Origin of the sequence: Pseudomonas sp. (genome assembly GCF_032058845.1) — a bacterium.
Taxonomy (GTDB): domain Bacteria; phylum Pseudomonadota; class Gammaproteobacteria; order Pseudomonadales; family Pseudomonadaceae; genus Aquipseudomonas.
The window spans coordinates 1-19123 of the sequence record NZ_DAMCCR010000083.1 but is presented as its reverse complement, the minus strand read 5'-3'; the positions used below and the strand labels follow the sequence as shown (position 1 = coordinate 19123).

Here is a 19123-nt window from a genome sequence, read left to right as displayed (position 1 = left end):
ACAGGATATACGTGAACCTGTGGGAGCGGCTTTAGCCGCGATGGGCTGCGAAGCGGCCCCAACTGAGCCAACTTGATCTAACTGACTGGCATTAGCCTCGCAAGGCGCCCTTTTTGCTGGCTGTGGATCGGACCGACGACGATCAGGGCGCGAACGGCAACTCACGCTTGTGCTGCGTCTTGCGATACGACGCGACGATGATCTCGGCGGCCTCTGCATCCACCTCTTCGCCTTGCAGGAAGGCGTCGATCTGCTGGTAGGTCACGCCATGGGACGCTTCGTCCGGCTTGCCCGGTTCCAGGTCTTCCAGGTCGGCAGTCGGCACTTTCTCTACCAACGATTCCGGAGCGCCAAAGCGACGAGCGATCGCGCGCACCTGGTTTTTCACCAGGCCGCCCAGCGGCGTCAGGTCGCAGGCGCCGTCACCGAACTTGGTGAAGAAGCCCATCACGGCCTCGGCCGCATGGTCGGTACCGATCACCAGCCCGCCCCGCGCACCGGCGATGGCGTATTGCGCCAGCATGCGCATGCGCGCCTTGGCGTTACCCAGCACGAAGTCAACGTGGGCTGGAGTGCCTTCTTGCAAGGCTTTCACCTCGCCGGCCAGGGCCTGCACGGCTGGAGCGATGTCGACGGTGTGTACTTCATCGGCCTTGATCACCGCCAGGCAAGCCTGAGCGTCGTCTTCATCTTTCTGGATGCGGTAGGGCAGGCGCACGGCGATGAAGCGGTAGGCCTGATCACCGCTGGCGCTGCGCAGCTCTTCGACCGCGCGCTGGGCGAGCAGGGCGGCAGTGAGCGAATCGACGCCCCCGCTGATGCCCAGCACCAGGGTCTTGAGATGGGCATTGGCCAGGCATTGCTTGATGAATTCGACACGGCGAGTGATTTCGCCATCGAGTGCATCGTTGTCGGCAAAACGCGGTTGGACGTTCAGTTGCTGGGCAATTTCGAGTTGGACGGCGTGCATCGATCACTCCTTGTACGGAACGTTGAAAACATGACGCAGGTAGGCGACGAAGTTGGCATCGCGGCATTGGGTCTTGGCGGCTTCGTCAGAAATCTTGGCAACCGGCGAGCCATTGCAGTCGGTCATCTTCAGCACGATGCTCATCGGCGCTACGCCGGGCAGGTCGCAGGTGAGGTTGGTGCCGATGCCGAAGCTGACATTGATCCGACCACGCATCGTGCGGAAGATTTGCAGCGCACGCGGCAGGTCCAGGCCATCGGAGAACACCAGGGTCTTGGTCATCGGGTCGATGCCCAGGCTCTTGTAGTGCGCCACGGTTTTTTCTGCCCAGACGATCGGGTCGCCCGAATCGTGCCGCAGGCCATCGAACAGCTTGGCGAAGTACAGATCGAAGTCGCCGAGGAAGGCATCGGTGGTGATGCAGTCGGTCAGGGCGATACCGAGCAGGCCGCGGTATTCGCGCACCCAGCAGTCGAGCGCGGCGGCCTGGCTGTCGATCAGCCGGGGCCCGAGCTGCTGGTGCGCCATGATCCATTCGTGGGCCATGGTGCCCAAGGGCTTGATACCCAGTTTCCAGGCCAGATCGACGTTGCTGGTGCCCACGAAGCGCGCCGGGAAATCATCGCGCAGCACCTTCACCACTTCGCCCTGCACCCGGCTGGAGAAGCGTCGGCGCGTGCCGAAGTCGGCCACTTGCAGCTCGCTCAGTTCTTCGCTGCTGGCATGCTGGCGCAGCCAGTCGAACTTGCGGTGCAGTTGCTCGCGTGCCGCAGACAGCCGCGTGTCCGGGTGCAGGTGGCGGTTGCGGACTTCGCTGATGATCGCCAGCAGCGGCACTTCGAAGAGGATGACATGCAGCCAGGGCCCGCGAATACGCAGGCTCAGCTGGTCATCGTCGATGCCGATGTGCAGGTAGCGCAGGTTGAAACGGAACAGGCCGAGGAAACGCAGGAAATCAGGCTTCAGAAAGCTGATGCGTTCGAGAAACCCCAACTGGCCTTCATCGAGGGTCAGGTCCGCCAGCGCTTCGACCTGGTGGCGAATCTCGCTCAGGTACGGGCGCAGGTCCTCGCCATTGCGGCAGCGAAACTCCCATTCCACGTCGGCATCGGGGTAGTTGTGCAGCACGGCCTGCATCATGGTGAGCTTGTAGAAATCGGTGTCGAGCAGGTTATGCACGATGCGCTCGGAAAATGCGCTCTCGCTCATCAGGTGGCTCCAGGTCGGCGGCGCTGGCTGTAACGGCACGAGCGCGCGGGGGTGCGCGCCATTGTGCCAGTCTTTTTTGCCCAGGAGCCATGTCCTCATGCTCGCGGCACCTCGCTCCAGCCCTCACTGCGGGCGCTGTGCGGCCTGCAAACAGTGCTCTGCGTAGCAGCCTCGCACCGATAATGTGCAGTTCGGTGACGTCGCTTGTTACAGCCACGTCGCGCGCGGACAACCGCCAGGGTTGCACTGATGGCATGGCAGGGTGGCGCCTTTCCGGGTCGATGGTGGCGCTATGCCTCTTCTAGACGGTGGCGCCGCCAATGCGCACGAGGCGCTCGGACCGGCATAGAGCGGCAGCGCGGGTTTTTTCAGGCAGATCAAAACCGCTGGCACGGCCCTTGCTCTGAGCACAGGGTAGTGAAGTTGCAGTGCTGACCAATAAAAACTCCAGGAGCACCACCTCATGTCGCAGACGTTTTACAAGAAAGGTTTCCTGGCCATGGCCGTTGCCATGGCGCTGGGTGTTTCTTCCTATGTACAGGCCGACGTCAAGATCGGTGTCGCGGGGCCGATGACCGGTGCCAACGCGGCGTTTGGCGAGCAATACATGAAAGGTGCGCAAGCCGCAGCTGACAAGATCAATGCTGCAGGCGGCGTCAACGGGGAAAAGATCGTGCTGGTCAAAGGCGATGACGCGTGTGAGCCCAAGCAGGCGGTAGCCGTGGCCAACCGGCTGGTCGATCAGGACAAAGTCATCGGCGTTGTCGGGCATTTCTGTTCTTCCAACACCATTCCGGCTTCTGAGGTGTATGACGAAGCCGGCATCATCGCCATCACCCCAGGCTCCACCAACCCGCAAGTCACCGAGCGTGGCCTGAACGGCATGTTCCGCATGTGCGGGCGTGACGATCAGCAGGGCATCGTGGCCGGCGACTACATCGTCGATGTGCTCAAGGGCAAGAAGGTCGTGGTGCTGCACGACAAGGACACCTACGGTCAGGGCCTGGCCGACGCCACCAAGGCGCAGTTGGAGAAGCGCGGCGTCAAACCGGTGCTGTACGAGGGCCTGACCCGCGGCGAGAAAGACTTCAGTGCCGTGGTCACCAAGATCCGCTCCACCGGCGCCGATGTCGTCTACTTCGGCGGCCTGCACCCGGAAGCCGGCCCGCTGGTTCGGCAACTGCGCGAGCAGGGCCTGAAAGATGTGAAGTTCATGTCCGATGACGGCATCGTCACCGACGAACTGGTCGCTACTGCCGGTGGCGCGCAATACGTCGACGGTGTGTACATGACCTTTGGCGCCGACCCACGCCTGCTGCCCGACAGCAAGGCGGTGGTCGAAGACTTCCGCAAGGCCGGCACCGAGCCTGAGGGCTACACCCTGTACGCCTATGCCTCCCTGCAGGCGCTTGCCGCAGCCTTCAACGGCGCCAAGTCGAACGAGGGCGAAGCCGCTGCCAAGTGGCTCAAGGCCAATCCGGTGCAGACCGTGATGGGTGAGAAGAAGTGGGACAGCAAGGGCGACCTGACCGTCTCCGACTACGTGGTCTACCAGTGGGATGCCCAAGGCAAGTACCACCAGCTGGACAAACAAAAATAATCACGGTCTGGGCCCGGGCATTTGCCCGGGCTATCGCCCCAGCGGTACCTGTCTCTACCCGGAGATGCGTACGCCGCTGCGTTGCGAGGGCCGTGTCGTTGCTGCCCTGCCGTGATCAGTGCGCGTGCGATCTCACTTACGCGAGATTGCGTTTATGGATGGTATTTTCCTGCAGCAACTGGTCAATGGGCTGACCCTCGGGTCGGTCTATGGCTTGATCGCCATCGGCTACACAATGGTCTATGGCATCATCGGCATGATCAACTTCGCGCACGGCGAGGTGTATATGATTTCCGCGTACCTCGCGGCAATCAGTCTGGCATTGCTGGCGTATTTCGGTATCGAGTCGTTCCCCCTGCTGATGTTGGGCACCTTGCTGTTCACCATTGTGGTGACCGGCGTGTACGGGTTCACCATCGAGCGCATCGCCTACCGCCCCCTGCGCAACTCCACCCGCCTGGCCCCGCTGATCAGCGCCATCGGCATCTCGCTGATCCTGCAGAACTATGCACAGATCAGCCAGGGCGCCCGCCAGCAAGGCGTGCCGACCCTGCTTGAAGGCGCCGTGCGCCTGGACGTCGGCAGCGGCTTCGTGCAGCTGACGTACACCAAGATCTTCATCCTCGTCGCGGCGTTTGCCGGCATGGCCCTACTCACCTACGTGATCAAGTACACCAAGCTGGGGCGCATGTGCCGCGCCACTCAGCAAGACCGCAAGATGGCCTCGATCCTGGGCATCAACACCGACCGGGTCATCTCCTACGTGTTCGTCATCGGTGCAGTGATGGCGGCCCTGGCGGGTGTGCTGATCACCCTGAACTACGGCACGTTCGACTTCTATGCAGGCTTCATCATCGGCATCAAGGCATTTACCGCAGCGGTACTCGGCGGCATCGGCTCGCTGCCCGGCGCGATGCTTGGCGGGATCATTCTCGGGGTGTCGGAATCGTTGTTCGCCGGGCTGATCAACTCCGACTACAAGGACGTGTTCAGCTTCTCGCTGCTGGTCCTGATCCTCATCTTCCGACCCCAGGGCCTGCTGGGTCGCCCGCTCGTGGCCAAGGTGTGAACATGTCCTCTGCCTCTACTGCTTCTTCATCGATCGATATCAAACGCAGCCTCATCGAAACCGTGGTCGCCGGCCTGCTGGCGCTGATCGTGTTCGGCCCGGTGGTCGGCGTGGTGCTCGACGGCTACAGCTTCAACGCCCAACCCGCCCGCGTGGCCTGGCTGGTCGGTGCGGTGATGGTCGGGCGTTTCCTGCTCAGCCTGTATCTGCAGACCGCACCGGGCAAACGCCTGTTGCAAGGCTTCGAGGGCAACAGTTCGGGTGTGCATGTGCGGCCCGTGGACTACAAGTCGCGGCTGCGTTACATCATCCCGGCGCTGGTGGTGATCGCCATCGTGTTCCCGATCTTTGCCAACAAGTACCTGCTGACGGTGGTGATCCTCGGCCTGATCTACGTGCTGCTCGGGCTCGGCCTGAACATCGTGGTCGGCCTGGCGGGCCTGCTCGACCTGGGCTATGTGGCGTTCTACGCCATCGGCGCCTACGGCCTGGCACTGGGCTATCAGTACCTGGGCCTGGGTTTCTGGAGCGTGCTGCCGCTGGCGGCCATCGCCGCGGCCCTGGCCGGGTGCATCCTGGGCTTCCCGGTATTGCGCATGCACGGCGATTACCTGGCCATCGTGACCTTGGGCTTTGGCGAGATCATTCGCCTGGTGCTGAACAACTGGTTGTCGTTCACCGGTGGCCCGAACGGCATGCCGGCGCCGTCACCGACCTTCCTCGGCCTCGAGTTCGGCCGGCGCGCCAAGGACGGGGGCGTGCCGTTCCACGAGTTCTTCGGCATCGACTACAACCCCAACCTGAAATTCCTGTTCATTTACATCGTGCTGTTCCTGGTGGTGCTGGCGGTGCTGTACATCAAGCACCGCCTGACCCGCATGCCGGTGGGCCGCGCCTGGGAAGCGCTGCGTGAAGACGAGATCGCCTGCCGTTCGATGGGCCTGAACCACGTACTGGTCAAGCTCTCGGCCTTCACCCTGGGCGCCTCCACGGCCGGCTTGGCCGGGGTGTTCTTCGCCACGTATCAGGGCTTCGTCAACCCGTCGTCGTTCACCTTCTTCGAGTCGGCGCTGATCCTCGCCATCGTCGTGCTGGGCGGCATGGGCTCGACGGTGGGCGTGGTGATCGCCGCCTTCGTGTTGACCGTGGCGCCTGAACTGCTGCGCAGCTTCTCCGAGTACCGGGTGCTGCTGTTCGGTGTGCTGATGGTGTTGATGATGATCTGGCGACCGCGCGGGCTGATTCGGATCAGCCGCAGTGGCGTGCCGGTACGCAAGGGGGTAGCGCCATGAGCGATGAAGTCATTCTGTCGGTTGAGCACCTGATGATGCAGTTTGGCGGCATCAAGGCCCTCAGCGACGTCAACCTCAAGGTCAAGCGCAACCAGATCTTTGCCCTGATCGGCCCTAACGGCGCGGGCAAGACCACCGTGTTCAACTGCCTGACCGGTTTCTACAAGGCCACCGGGGGGCGCATCGAGCTGAATGTACGCGGCGCCCGCACCGATGTGATCCAGCTGCTCGGCGAGCGCTTCCAGGCCGCCGACTTCGTGTCGCCTGCGCGCTTCGGCAGCCGGGTGTACTACAAGATGTTCGGCGGTACGCACCTGGTGAACCGCGCTGGCCTGGCGCGTACCTTCCAGAACATCCGCCTGTTCCGGGAAATGTCGGTGGTGGAAAACCTGCTGGTGGCCCAGCACATGTGGGTCAACCGCAACCTGTTGGCCGGCGTGCTCAACACGCCGGGCTATCGCAAGGCTGAAAGCGATGCGCTGGACCATGCGTTCTACTGGCTGGAGGTGGTAGACCTGGTGGACTGCGCCAACCGCCTGGCCGGTGAATTGTCCTACGGCCAGCAGCGGCGTCTGGAGATCGCCCGGGCCATGTGCACCCGGCCGAAGATCATCTGCCTGGACGAGCCTGCCGCCGGTCTCAACCCCCAGGAAACCGAGGCGCTGAGCCGCATGATCCGTGTGCTGCGTGACCAGCACGACATCACCGTGGTGCTGATCGAACACGACATGGGCATGGTCATGAGCATCTCCGACCACATCGTGGTGCTCGACCACGGCAACGTGATTGCCGAAGGGACACCGCAGGCCATCCGTGACAACCCGACGGTGATCGCCGCCTACCTGGGTGCCGACGAAGAGGAAATCGTATGACCGCACCCATTCTCGAACTGCGTGACCTGAACGTGTTCTATGGGCCGATCCAGGCGCTCAGGGGGGTGTCGATGCACATCGCCGAAGGCGAGACGGTGAGCCTGATCGGTGCCAATGGGGCGGGCAAGTCGACCCTGTTGATGTCGATTTTTGGCCAGCCGCGGGCGGCTTCCGGGCAGATCATCTACCAGGGCACCGACATCACCCACAAGAGCTCGCACTACATCGCCTCCAACGGCATCGCCCAGTCCCCGGAAGGGCGCCGGGTGTTTCCCGACATGACGGTCGAAGAAAACCTGATGATGGGCACCATCCCCATCGGCGACAAGCACGCCGACGAGGACATGCAGCGCATGTATGACCTCTTCCCGCGCCTCAAGGAGCGCCGTTCCCAGCGCGCCATGACCATGTCCGGGGGCGAGCAGCAGATGCTCGCCATCGCTCGGGCGTTGATGAGCCGGCCGCGCTTGCTGTTGCTCGACGAGCCGTCGCTTGGGTTGGCGCCGATCGTGGTCAAGCAGATCTTCGCCACTTTGCGCGAGCTGGCCAAGACCGGCATGACCATCTTTCTGGTGGAACAGAATGCCAACCATGCGTTGAAGCTGTCGGACCGCGCCTATGTGATGGTCAATGGGCAGATTCGCATGACCGGCACCGGCGCTGAACTGCTGGCCAACGAGGACGTGCGCAACGCCTACCTCGGAGGGCACTGATCCAGCGCCGCTGGCAAATGTGGACAACCTGTCGCACCCAGCCCCCACGGCACGCGAAACGCGTGCGGTGAGGGCGGTTGTGCACAGAGTTGGAGCTGTCCACTGTTTGTGTTCAACCGCCTGTGGAAAACGTGGTGGCATGTTGCTGCAGGCCACGTATTCAAAGGGCTGTAGAACTTTGTATGTTTTTTGATCAGCTGGCTGTGAATACTGCGCAATGCGGTGCAAAGAGGCCAGCAATGGCCGATCTGCGAACGGCAGCCAACCTGTGGATAATTCTGTGCAAAAACTCTGTACAGAATGCTACAGGCATCAGTGTTGCACGCCTGAGGCGGTGGATGGGACTCGCGCCACCGCGACGTTGCGCTGATCGAGGCCATACTTGCCCCCAATCCGTGGGGGTAGCCCTGTGGATAACGTGCGCATACCTGGCGCCAGGCCTCAGGAATCAAGGCCTGCAGAGCTCTGGTCGTTTTTTGTCCAGCAGCGCGTGACTTGCTGTGCGATGGGGCAACGGGGCATGCTTCTCACCCCTCACTTTCCCAGTCCAGGAGCCTCTTCATGACAGCCACCGTATTCATCACTGGCGCCACCTCCGGCTTCGGCGAGGCCACGGCCCGGCGCTTTGCCCAAGCCGGGTGGAAGCTGGTGCTCACGGGCCGCCGCCAGGACCGCCTGGACGCCTTGTGCAACGAGTTGTCCACAAGCACCGAAGTGATCGGTCTGGTGGTGGATGTGCGCGACCGGCAGGCCATGGAGGCCGCCATCGCCAGCTTGCCGCCCAGCTTCGACACCTTGCAGGGCCTGGTCAACAATGCCGGCCTGGCCCTGGGCGCCGATGCCGCGCAGCATTGCGATCTGGACGACTGGGACACCATGGTCGACACCAACATCAAGGGCCTGATGTACACCACTCGCCTGCTGTTACCCCGGCTGATCGCCCATGGCCGCGGGGCGTCGATCCTCAACGTGGGATCGGTGGCGGGCAATTACCCGTATCCGGGCAGCCATGTGTATGGCGGCACCAAAGCCTTCGTCGGGCAATTCTCCCTGAGCCTGCGCTGCGACCTGCGCGGCACCGGGGTACGGGTGACCAACATCGAACCTGGCCTGTGCGAGAGCGAGTTCTCGCTGGTGCGTTTCGGCGGCGACCAATCGCGCTATGACGCCACTTACGCCGGCGCCGAACCCATTCAGCCGCAAGACATCGCCGAGACCATCTTCTGGGTGCTCAACCAGCCGGCCCACGTCAACATCAACTCGCTGGAACTGATGCCGGTGAGCCAGGACTGGGCAGGGTTTTCCATCGACCGGGCAGCCAAAGGCTGAGGCGCCCGCTCAGGAACCCGCGCCTCACGCGATGTGGCGCAGGCCTTCGAGTGCAGTGGCCAGGTGGTAGGGGGTGGTGGAGGGCATGTCGTGGCGGCTCACGGCGCCGCTGGCGTCGCGGCATTCGTGCCAGCCCGAGGCGTGCATGAACTGCTCGTCGAGGGCCGTGAGTTGGGTGATCAGGCGCGCCTCGTGGTCAGGGCGCAACGCCAGGGCGCGGATGTACTCGGCCTTGGCCCAGATGCGTTGAGTGGCGTCGAGGGTATGCCCTTGTGCATCCAGCATGGCCACGACGGCCGTGCCCTGTACGCCGTGTCGTTCGGCATAGTCGAAGGCGCGCTCGATGGCCTGGTGCAACGGAGTTGCGCTCAGCAGCGGTGAGGTGTCGAGCAGGAAGAACCATTCGAACTGGTGACCCGGCTCGAACCAGTTGTCCACAGCGCCCAAGGGCTTTTCCAGCATCACGCCATGCTGCGGGTCGATGAACTGGGCGTGCAACGCTGCGCACAGCGCCAGCAGCGCCTCTTGCACCGGGGCGTCTGCACGCACGCTCAGTACCTGCAGGAACGCCTCGGCCAGGTGCATCAGCGGATTTTGCAGCGGGCCGCTGCCGAGCACGCCCCAGTCTGCGTCCAAGCTCGCTTCATACAGGTCGTCGTCGCGGCGAAAGCGTGCTGCCACCAGAGCCAGCGCCGAGTCCAGCACGGCCGCCACCTGCGGCTGGCGCACCTGGCCCCAGTAGTGGGCACAGGCAAACACGATGAAGGCGTGGGTGTAGAGGTCCTTGCGGCGGTCCAGCGGCTGGCCCTGGGGGTCGATACTGTAGAACCAGCCGCCGTGCTCGGCGTCGTGGAAATGCCGCTGCAATGCGTCGAACAACGCCGCTGCCCGCTGGGCCGCGCCCGGCTGCTCGATACGGCTGCTAAACAGGTAAAGCTGCCGTGCGCAGGCCATGGCGCGGTAGCGCTTGACGGGTTCAGGCCGGTGATCGGCCGCCAGCGACTCGAAGGGCAAGGCCATGTCGGCATTCCAGCCCGGGCCCTGCCACAGCGGCACGATGCAGTCGGCGAAGTGCTGGCGTACCTGGGCCAGGCGCTGGCTCAGGATGGATGGGCAAGCGGGGGTATTGGACATGGCGCGGCTCGTCACGATCAGGCAGGGCGCAATGGTAGCAGATGTGCCAGCCCCCTCTGGTACCTGGCCTGGGTGGGTCAGCTGGAGGGGCTGGCGCCGTGCCAGTGGCGCCCACCGATGAAGATCAGGCGCAACTGCTGGGCAATCTTTTCCTGGGCGGTGAAGGGCTGTGGGCAGTCTGGATCCGGGCTGTCGATCAGCTCCGGGAGGGTGGCGAACACGGTTTTGACCACCAGGTCGGCCATCATCGACAGCGCGCCCGCGTTCATGTGCTGCCAGCGCGGCATGCGGGCCAGGTCGGTGGCCAGGTCCGAGCTGATGCCATCGCGCAGCCGCGCGATGGCCTGACGCACGGCGTGGGAGCCACCGTACTGCTCGCGGGCAAGAAACAGAAACTGGGTGCGGTGCGCGGTCACCACATCGAGAAAAATGCGCACCGAGGCGTCGGTGATGCCGCCCAGCTCCAGCTCGTTGTGCCGCACCCGGCGGATGGTGTCACGGAAGGTCGCTTCGACCTCGGCGACCAAGGCCAGGCCGAGGGCGTCCATATCGGGGAAATGACGGTAGAAACCTGTAGGCACGATGCCGGCGCTGCGCGCGACTTCACGCAGGCTGATGCTGCCGAACCCGCGGCCACTCTGCATCAGCTCGCAGGCTGCATGGAGCAGTGCCTGGCGGGTCTGGAGCTTCTGTTCGGCGCGCGGCGACATGGGCAGGCTTCTTGGAAAGTACGGCAGCGCACTCTAGTGAAAAGCACGAAGGCGGGTCAATCCGCCCAAGGCGATTGCGTGCGGGTTGGCGCAGGTCGGCAGGGGCCCATCGCACGTTCAGTGCAGCACGGGCCGGGGCTCAGGTGGGAGGGTGTGCGGTGAATGGCCGTGAGTGCCAAGCGGCTCAGCTCACATGGCCGGCTGCGATCAGGCGGTCGGAGCCACCTTCGGCGACGCGGTTGTTGCGCTCGATCAGGCGGTCGGAGCCCCCTTCGGCGACGCGGTTGTTGCGTTCGATCAGGCGGTCGGAGCCACCTTCGGCAACGCGGTCGTTGCGTTCGATCAGGCGGTCTGAGCCCCCTTCGGCAACGCGGTCGTTGCGCTCGATCAGGCGGTCGGAGCCACCTTCGGCGACGCGGTTGCTGCGTTCGATCAGGCGATCCGAGCCACCTTCGGCGACAGGCTGGATCGGCTTGAGAATGGCCGCATCGCTGGCATGCGCCTGGGGCGTCGGGCGCTGATCCTGGGCAGGTAGTGCATAAGCCTGGGCGGCGACGGCAGATAACAACAGGCTGAAAATCAGTGAACGTTTCATGGCAGGGCGCTCCTTGGGGGCGCTGATCAGTGGGTATGTCGGCCATGCTACGCGCGCTTGGGAAAGAGACCATTTCATCGGCGTGATGATGAACATCAGTCGCTTTCATAGTGCTTTAAACGTGTTGTACATCAATGGGTTATGGATGATTTAAAGCCAAAAACCCGCTGGCGCAGGTGGTGGCAGGAAATCCTTAACCCCGCCATAACTTCCAGGTGCAGGCAATTTCTTCACTAAGCTTGGGGAAGGGATTAAACCCAGGCGGTTTTCATCAGTCCCACAACTAATCAGTCCTTTTCCGCCTGCTGAAATGGCATGACGTCAGGAGACACCCGCAATGACGCGCCCTATCCGAGTCCTCGTCTGGACCCTCGCTACCCTCTTGACCCTGCTGGCGATCCTGGTGATCGTCATTGCCACGTTCGACTGGAACCGTGCCAAACCGTTACTGAACGAGAAAGTCTCCGAAGCCCTGCACCGGCCCTTCGCGATCAATGGCAACCTTGCCGTGCACTGGCGCACGGCGCCGGAGGAGGGCGGTTGGCGCGCCTGGGTGCCGTGGCCGCACTTCACTGCCGAAGACATCACCCTGGGCAACCCGGACTGGCTGAAGGAACCGCAGATGGTCGGCCTGGAGCGCGTCGACTTTCGCCTGGCGCCACTGCCGCTGATTGCCCAGACCATCAGCATCCCGCGCATCGATCTGGTCAAGCCGGTCGCCAGCCTCACCCGTCTGGCCGATGGCCGGGCCAACTGGAATTTCGATTTCGGGCCCAAGGATGAAAAGGCCGAACCCTCGAAGTGGACCCTCGACATCGGCGCCATCGGTTTCGACGAAGGCAATGTCAGTTTCGACGACGAGACCTTGAAGACCAGTGTGAAGGTGAAGATCGATCCGCTGGGCAAGCCGATTCCGTTCAGTGAAATCGTCGGCAAGGCCAGTGCCGAGAAGGCCAGCGGTACCCAGGACTACGCCTTTGGTTTCAAGGCCGACGGTCGCTACAAGGGCCAGGCGGTGGCAGCCACCGGCAAGATCGGCGGCCTGCTGGCGCTGCAGGATGCCAGCCAGCCGTTCCCGCTGCAGGTAGACGCCCGCGCCGGCGATACCCGCGCGCGCGTGGCAGGCACCCTGACCGACCCGCGCAACCTCGGTGCACTGGACCTGCGCCTGCGCCTGTCGGGCAAGAGCCTGGGCAATCTGTATCCGCTGACCGGCGTCACGCTGCCCGATACCCCGCCGTATTCCACCGATGGCCACCTGCTCGCCAACCTGCATGACGCTAACGGCGCAACCTTCAAGTACCAAGGCTTCAACGGCAAGATCGGCGACAGCGACATCCACGGTGACCTCGCCTACGTGGCCAGCAAGCCACGGCCCAAGCTCTCGGGCAAGCTGGTCTCGAACCAGCTGCTGTTCAAGGACCTCGCGCCGCTGATCGGCGCCGATTCCAATGCCGAGCAGAAAGCCCGCGGCGGCGCCAGCAAGCAACCGGGTGACAAGGTGCTGCCGGTCGAAGAATTCCGCACCGAGCGCTGGCGCGCCATGGACGCGGATGTCGAGTTCGCCGGCAAGCGCATCGTGCAGACCGAAGAATTGCCGTTTACCGACCTGGCCGCGCACCTGGTGCTCGACGATGGTGTCCTGAAACTGACCCCACTGCGGTTTGGCGTGGCCGGTGGCAACCTCAAGGCCGACATCCGCCTCAATGGCCGCGACACGCCGATGCAGGGCCAGGTGAAAATGACGGCGCGGGGTTTCAAGCTCAAGCAACTGTTCCCGACCTTCGCCCCGATGCAGACCAGTTTTGGCGAGCTGAACGGTGATGCCGATCTCAAGGGCCGGGGAAATTCGGTGTCGGCCCTGCTCGGCAGCGCCAACGGCGATCTGCGCATGTTGATCAACGACGGCGCGATCAGCCGCAGCCTCATGGAGATCGCCGGGCTCAACGTCGGCAACTACATCGTCGACAAGCTGTTCGGCGATGAGGACGTGAAAATCAACTGCGCGGCGGCGGATGTCGGCATCAAGGATGGGCTGGGCAGCACGCGAGTGTTCGTCTTCGATACCGAGAACGCCATCATCTACATCGACGGCACGGCCAATTTCGCGACCGAACGCCTGGACCTGAAGATCACCCCGGAGTCCAAGGGCTTCCGTCTGTTCTCGCTGCGCTCGCCACTGTACGTACGCGGCCCATTCGCCAAGCCTCAGGCGGGCGTACAGGCGCTGCCCCTGGCCCTGCGCGGTGCCGGCATGGTCGCGCTGGGTGTCGCCGTAGGTCCGGCTGCCGGCCTGCTGGCGCTGATCGCGCCTGGCGACAGCGAAGACAATCAGTGCACCCCACTGCTGCAACAGATGAAAGCCGGCAAGGCGCCGGCGGCGGTGAAGGGCAAGAAGTGAGTCAGCGAGCGCGCGGCCGGTCCGGCGCGCTTGCAGGCTAACGGTGTGTCTTGCAAGGGTCACCATAAAGGCGTGGGAGCGGTGATCCGTGTGGGAGCGGCTTTAGCCGCGATGGCCGGCGCGGCCGGCCTGACTCAAGCCACGCGTATCGACAGACAGTGCACAATCGCAGCCATTGGGCCGGCTACGCCGTCCATCGCGGCTGAAGCCGCTCCCCCAAGACAGGCGATGCACAATCGCAGCCATTGGGCCGACTACGCCGTCCATCGCAACTAAAGTCGCCCCCACAAGACAGGTAATGCATAACTGCAGCCATTGGGCCGGCTGCGCCGTCCATCGCGACTAAAGTCGCTCCCACAAGACAGGTAATGCATCACTGCAGCCATTGGGCCGGCTACGCCGGCCTGACTCGAACTTGATACGGGACCTGCCAAAGCGGCCGATCTGGCGCTGCGATCAGCCGCGATAGGCGACGCAGTCGTCACGTGGAAGACCGCTGCGCACCGACCAACAAAAAGGGCCGCATCAGCGGCCCTTTTCTCACTCAGCGCGTGAATCAACGCACCGCTTACAGCCCCTGCAGCAGGTCCGCCATGTCGTCGGCGTGCTCTTCTTCCTGGGCGAGGATGTCTTCGAAGATGCGACGAGTGGTAGGGTCCTTGTCACCGATGAACTTGATGATTTCGCGGTAGCTCTCGACGGCAATACGCTCGGCCACCAGGTCTTCCAGGACCATTTCCTTCAGGCTGTTACCCGCCACGTACTGCGCGTGCGAATTCTTGCTCAGGTTGTCCGGGTTGAAGTCCGGCTCGCCGCCCAGCTGGACGATACGCTCGGCCAGCTTGTCAGCGTGCTCGCTTTCCTGCTGCGCATGCTCCAGGAACTCCTCGGCCGCATTGGCACCCTTGATGCCGCTGGCCATGAAGTAATGGCGCTTGTAACGCAGTACGCACACCAGCTCAGTGGCCAGCGAGTGGTTCAGCAGTTCGATGATTTGCTCACGGTCAGAGGTGTAGTCCTGGGTGACCGGGCCGTCTTCGACGTTCTGGCGGGCGCGTTCACGCAGGGTTTTTACGTCGGTCAATTCAGCGTGGCTCATGATTTTCTCCGAACAGATCAGGATTAGGCTTGGGTCTTGTGGGAAGCATTACGCACCGGGGGTGGCGCGGCGTTCTTCCTCGCGTTGTTTGCAGGTCTTGAAGCCTTTGGCATCGACATGCCCGGTGGCATCAAAACGTACGTAATAGGGCTGCTGATTACCGTCCCGATTGAGGATGTAATCATTGCAGGTGCCGCCGTTGGGCAGGTCAACCACATTGGACGGGCTACCACCAATGGCGATGACCTTCTGCATGGTCATGCCGTCCTCGACCTGCTTGACCAGCGGGGCGTTGCGGAAGGTGACGTGGTCCACCGGGTTTTCCGGGTGGCTGCTGCAGGCGGCCAGGGACGCGCCCACCAGGAGGAGTGCCAAAGTCTGTTTGTACATGGGTACCGCTCCGTGCTGAGGTCTGTGTTGCTTTGAACCGCACGGCGCTTTGGGAGTTCGATCGGAATGCTGGCGATCTGGTCAAGCCCGTTCGATAGCGCGCGACTGGGTAAGGTGTTGCAAATCTTGTCTACACTCATTCGCACACCGCGCAGCGGGCGCGGCGCTCAGGAGATCCGCCATGAAAATGCTTACCGTGCCAGCGCTGGTGCTCGGCCTGCTCATCAGCGCCCCCGGCTTCGCCGCCACCGCGCAACAGCAAAAGATGAAGTCGTGCAATGCCGATGCCACCGGGCAATCGCTCAAGGGTGATGCGCGTAAAACCTTCATGAGCCAGTGCTTGAAAGCCAAGCCCGCCACCCAGCAGGAGAAGATGAAAACCTGTAACGCCGACGCCAGCGGCAAGGCGCTCAAGGGGGACGAACGCAAGGCTTACATGAGCAGTTGCCTGAAGAAGAAATAAGCCTGTGGCGGGCGCTGCGCCTGGCGGGTGACAGGTTCACAGCCGGGCGGGGCGCGAGGGTCGCCAGCATCACCCGGCTTGGTGCGCCGCGCCATCACTACAGGGTCGACACATCCTGAACGCTCTCGCGGCCCCATGTGCCTCGGCGCAGGCACCTTGCGGGCTGCGCGTGATCACTATGTTTGTAGGAGGAAGGCTGGCAGACTGCGGATCTTTTCTGATGTCTGCCGTAGAGGCTGTATGACCTTCACCCCCCGCCAGATCACCATTGCCAGTTGGATCATTGTCGCTGCCGGGTTGTTACTGGCGCTCCCGTTGAAACTCCTCCCCAGCCTGCTGGCCGGCCTGCTGGTCTTCGAGCTGGTGAACATGCTGACCCCGCGCCTGCAGCCGTTGATTGCCGGGCAGCGCGCACGCTGGCTGGCGGTCGCGCTGCTGGGCACGTTGGTGGTGTGCACCTTGTCGCTGCTGATTGCCGGCGCATTCAGCTTCCTGCTCCATGAAGCGGAAAACCCCGGTGCCTCGCTGGACAAGTTCATGGCCCTGGTGGACCAGGCGCGCAGCCAGTTGCCGCCCTTCGTCGATCGCTACCTGCCCGCCAGCGCGGCCGAGTTCAAGGTGGCCATCGGCGATTGGCTCAAGGGGCATTTCGCCGAGCTGCAACTGGTGGGCAAAGGCATGGCGCACATGTTCGTGACGCTGCTGATCGGCATGATTCTCGGCGCCATCGTGGCCTTGCAGCGCCTGCCCGACATCTCCCGGCGCAAGCCTCTGGCGGCCGCGCTGTTCGAGCGTCTGAGCCTGCTGGTCCAGGCGTTTCGCAACATCGTTTTTGCGCAGATCAAGATCTCGCTGCTCAACACCGCCTTCACCGGTATCTTCCTGGCCGTGGTGCTGCCGCTGTTCGGCGTGCACCTGCCGCTGACCAAGACGCTGATCGTGCTGACCTTCCTGCTCGGCCTGCTGCCGGTGATCGGCAACCTGATCTCCAACACGCTGATCACCATCGTCGGGCTGTCGCTGTCGATCTGGGTGGCGCTGGCGGCGCTGGGTTACCTGATCGTCATCCACAAGGTCGAGTACTTCCTCAATGCGAGGATCGTCGGTGGGCAGATTCGCGCCAAGTCGTGGGAATTGCTGCTGGCGATGCTGGTGTGCGAAGCCGCGTTCGGCCTGCCGGGGGTGGTGGCCGGGCCGATCTATTACGCGTACCTCAAAAGCGAGCTGCGGCGCATCGAGCTGGTCTGAGGGCGACGCATCGGCGCGCCCCCAGCCATGCCGTCAGCGATCGTTCACGCCGCAGGCACCAGGCCGTAGGCCGCCAGCTGCTCGACGCTGCCACGGTGCTCGATCAGGCGCGGATCGTTCAGCGGCAGGCGCTGGCCCAGTTCACTTTGCAGAATCGCCTGCAACTTGGCGCGGTTGACTGTGCCATCGGCATTGAGGGCCGGGCGCAGCGTTTCGGGCGCCACCTGGGCCGTCTCACCCTCGCTGTAGTAGATCGCGCCGGTGGCGAAGTCGACACCCAGGGCGATCAGGCCAGGGATCACGTAGAACACCAGGCCGACGATATCCAGGGCGAGAATGCCCGGGTCGATCTTGCCGTCGATCTGGCCGCGGCGATCGGGGTAGAACAGCGTGCCGCAGGCGGTCAGCTGGGTCAGCAGGACAGCGACGAGCGCGCCGCCGATGACGCGAGAAGGGATACGCATGTGAATCTCCGAATGAAAGACAAACACTATAAGGGCAGCGCTCGGGGGTCTGGTGCATGCGAAGGCTGGCAGCGCCACCTAAGGCGCTGCCGCACGACACACCCGTGAAACGTGTGACCAGGATCAGGCCTGTTTGACCGCTTCCACTCAGCGACGTTGCGAGTCTGACCATGGGCGGTCACTGGTGATGGGCCATGTAACGCCAAAAACTGCCACACCTCTAGCCTGAACAGACAACGTCGGGCGAAGCGAGCCTGCTTCGTGCCGCATGCCCAGCGACGCTCCTCAGGGCGACTGCCACCAGCCATGGAACGGGTTCGCCGTTATACTCGCTGGCCCGCCCGAGGACCACCATGATTTCTCTGCCCATCGATGCCGTTCTGCCCGCCCTGCGCAAGGCGTTGCACCAGCGCCATGAGGTGGTGCTCGAAGCGCCCCCCGGTGCCGGCAAGACCACCCGCGTGCCGCTGGCCCTGCTGCAGGAAAGCTGGCTGGCCGGGCAGAGCATCCTCATGCTCGAACCGCGCCGGCTGGCCGCCCGTGCTGCCGCCGAACGGCTGGCCAGTGAATTGGGCGAGCGTGTCGGCGAGACGGTCGGCTACCGCATCCGCCTGGAGAGCAAGGTCGGCCCGGCTACGCGCATCGAGGTCGTCACCGAGGGCATCCTCGCCCGCCGCCTGCAGGATGATCCCTCGCTGGAGGGTGTGGGCCTGGTGATCTTCGACGAGTTCCACCTGCGCAACCTGGACGCTGACCTGGCCCTGGCCCTGACCCTCAATGGCCGGGAAATGCTGCGCGATGACCCGCCGCTCAAGGTCCTGCTGATGTCGGCCACCCTGGAAGGCGAGCGCCTCTCACGGTTGCTCGATGAGGCCCCGGTGGTGACCAGCGAGGGGCGCATGTTCCCGGTACAGACGGTGTGGGGGGCGCCCTACCAGAGCGGTGAGTTCATCGATCAGCGCACCGTGACCACCTGCCTCCAGGCCCTGGCCAAACAACCTGGCAGCGTGCTGGTGTTCCTGCCCGGCCAGGCCGAGATCCGCCGCGTGCACCAGGGCCTGGCCGAGGCGCTGGGCGAGCGCAGTGACATCCTGCTGTGCCCGCTGCACGGCGAGCTCGACCTGAACGCCCAGCGCGCCGCCATCGAACCCGCGCCCAAGGGCCTGCGCAAAGTGGTCCTGGCGACCAACATCGCCGAAACCAGCGTCACCATCGAAGGGGTGCGCGTGGTGATCGATGCGGGCCTCGAGCGTGTACCGGTGTTCGACCCGCGTAGCGGCATGACCCGCCTGGCCACTCAGCGCATCGCCAAGGCCAGCGCCACCCAGCGTGCCGGCCGGGCCGGACGCATGGCCCCGGGGGTGTGCTACCGGTTGTGGTCCGAGGCGCAGCACGAGCAACTAAGCGCCTACGCCGCGCCGGAAATCCAGCAGGCCGACCTGTCCGGGCTGGCCCTGCAACTGGCCCGCTGGGGCGTACAGCCTGGCGAGTTGCGGTGGCTCGATGCACCGCCGGCCGCCGCCTTCGGCCAGGGCCGGGATCTGCTCAGCCGCCTGGGGGCGTGG

At 63.7% G+C, this 19123-nt stretch carries 18 protein-coding genes; 10 read left to right on the top strand and 8 right to left on the bottom strand.

Features of this window, described 5'->3' with window-relative positions:
• Window positions 1–142: 142 nt before the first annotated feature.
• On the bottom strand, window positions 143–970 hold the full coding sequence (gene nadE / locus RT028_RS15345) for an ammonia-dependent NAD(+) synthetase (protein ID WP_312935972.1): 828 nt from the start codon (window positions 968–970) through the stop codon (window positions 143–145).
• 3 nt (window positions 971–973) lie between these two features.
• On the bottom strand, window positions 974–2179 hold the full coding sequence (gene pncB, locus RT028_RS15340; RefSeq protein ID WP_312935971.1) for a nicotinate phosphoribosyltransferase: 1206 nt from the start codon (window positions 2177–2179) through the stop codon (window positions 974–976).
• Between the two features lie 463 nt (window positions 2180–2642).
• Here pncB and RT028_RS15335 point away from each other — a divergent pair, with 463 nt between their 5' ends.
• The 6 genes from RT028_RS15335 to RT028_RS15310 all read left to right on the top strand — a co-directional run bounded on the left by RT028_RS15335 (window position 2643) and on the right by RT028_RS15310 (window position 9054).
• Window positions 2643–3779, top strand: coding sequence for a branched-chain amino acid ABC transporter substrate-binding protein (locus tag RT028_RS15335; protein WP_312935970.1), 1137 nt, complete (start codon window positions 2643–2645; stop codon window positions 3777–3779).
• 154 nt (window positions 3780–3933) lie between these two features.
• Window positions 3934–4848, top strand: coding sequence for an ABC transporter permease subunit (locus RT028_RS15330; RefSeq protein WP_312935969.1), 915 nt, complete (start codon window positions 3934–3936; stop codon window positions 4846–4848).
• Window positions 4849–4850: 2 nt separating this feature from the next.
• A complete protein-coding gene (gene livM, locus RT028_RS15325; RefSeq protein ID WP_312935968.1) occupies window positions 4851–6140 on the top strand; it encodes a high-affinity branched-chain amino acid ABC transporter permease LivM in 1290 nt (429 codons plus the stop codon).
• Window positions 6137–7012, top strand: coding sequence for an ATP-binding cassette domain-containing protein (locus RT028_RS15320; RefSeq protein WP_312935967.1), 876 nt, complete (start codon window positions 6137–6139; stop codon window positions 7010–7012). Before livM ends, RT028_RS15320 begins: the two co-directional genes overlap by 4 nt.
• Window positions 7009–7725, top strand: coding sequence for an ABC transporter ATP-binding protein (locus RT028_RS15315; RefSeq protein WP_312935966.1), 717 nt, complete (start codon window positions 7009–7011; stop codon window positions 7723–7725). The genes RT028_RS15320 and RT028_RS15315 overlap by 4 nt, the downstream gene beginning before the upstream one ends.
• Window positions 7726–8286: 561 nt before the next feature.
• Window positions 8287–9054 carry an SDR family oxidoreductase gene (locus RT028_RS15310; RefSeq protein ID WP_312935965.1) on the top strand — a complete coding sequence of 256 codons (768 nt, stop codon included), beginning with the start codon at window positions 8287–8289 and terminating at the stop codon, window positions 9052–9054.
• Between the two features lie 24 nt (window positions 9055–9078).
• Here RT028_RS15310 and RT028_RS15305 read toward each other — a convergent pair whose 3' ends face one another.
• The 3 genes from RT028_RS15305 to RT028_RS15295 form a co-directional block, all read right to left on the bottom strand.
• Window positions 9079–10188 carry an AGE family epimerase/isomerase gene (locus tag RT028_RS15305; protein ID WP_312935964.1) on the bottom strand — a complete coding sequence of 370 codons (1110 nt, stop codon included), beginning with the start codon at window positions 10186–10188 and terminating at the stop codon, window positions 9079–9081.
• A 77-nt stretch (window positions 10189–10265) separates the two neighbouring features.
• Window positions 10266–10898 carry a TetR family transcriptional regulator gene (locus tag RT028_RS15300; RefSeq protein ID WP_312935963.1) on the bottom strand — a complete coding sequence of 211 codons (633 nt, stop codon included), beginning with the start codon at window positions 10896–10898 and terminating at the stop codon, window positions 10266–10268.
• Window positions 10899–11082: 184 nt separating this feature from the next.
• Window positions 11083–11493 (bottom strand): phage infection protein, encoded by a 411-nt coding sequence (locus RT028_RS15295; RefSeq protein WP_312935962.1) that lies wholly within the window; start codon window positions 11491–11493, stop codon window positions 11083–11085.
• Window positions 11494–11830: 337 nt separating this feature from the next.
• Between RT028_RS15295 and RT028_RS15290 the strand changes: the two genes are divergently transcribed.
• Window positions 11831–13894, top strand: coding sequence for an AsmA family protein (locus tag RT028_RS15290; protein ID WP_312935961.1), 2064 nt, complete (start codon window positions 11831–11833; stop codon window positions 13892–13894).
• Between the two features lie 568 nt (window positions 13895–14462).
• Here the strand turns inward: RT028_RS15290 and RT028_RS15285 are convergent.
• Together RT028_RS15285 and osmE are read right to left on the bottom strand one after the other, a co-directional pair.
• Window positions 14463–14993 (bottom strand): ferritin-like domain-containing protein, encoded by a 531-nt coding sequence (locus RT028_RS15285; protein ID WP_312935960.1) that lies wholly within the window; start codon window positions 14991–14993, stop codon window positions 14463–14465.
• Window positions 14994–15041: 48 nt separating this feature from the next.
• Window positions 15042–15383 (bottom strand): osmotically-inducible lipoprotein OsmE, encoded by a 342-nt coding sequence (gene osmE / locus RT028_RS15280; RefSeq protein WP_312935959.1) that lies wholly within the window; start codon window positions 15381–15383, stop codon window positions 15042–15044.
• Between the two features lie 181 nt (window positions 15384–15564).
• Between osmE and RT028_RS15275 the strand changes: the two genes are divergently transcribed.
• Together RT028_RS15275 and RT028_RS15270 are read left to right on the top strand one after the other, a co-directional pair.
• The gene (locus RT028_RS15275; protein ID WP_312935958.1) at window positions 15565–15846 is read left to right on the top strand and encodes a PsiF family protein; all 282 of its coding nucleotides are present in this window, start codon (window positions 15565–15567) and stop codon (window positions 15844–15846) included.
• A gap of 240 nt (window positions 15847–16086) precedes the next feature.
• The gene (locus RT028_RS15270) at window positions 16087–17094 is read left to right on the top strand and encodes a hypothetical protein (RefSeq protein WP_312935957.1); all 1008 of its coding nucleotides are present in this window, start codon (window positions 16087–16089) and stop codon (window positions 17092–17094) included.
• 44 nt (window positions 17095–17138) lie between these two features.
• On the opposite strand, the gene RT028_RS15265 is transcribed toward RT028_RS15270, so the two are convergent.
• Entirely contained in the window at window positions 17139–17558 is a 420-nt protein-coding gene (locus RT028_RS15265; RefSeq protein ID WP_312935956.1) for a polyribonucleotide nucleotidyltransferase, read from the bottom strand.
• 353 nt (window positions 17559–17911) lie between these two features.
• On the opposite strand from RT028_RS15265, the gene hrpB reads away from it, so the two are divergent.
• Window positions 17912–19123: ATP-dependent helicase HrpB (gene hrpB, locus RT028_RS15260; protein WP_312935955.1), on the top strand; the 1212-nt coding region annotated here is incomplete at its 3' end.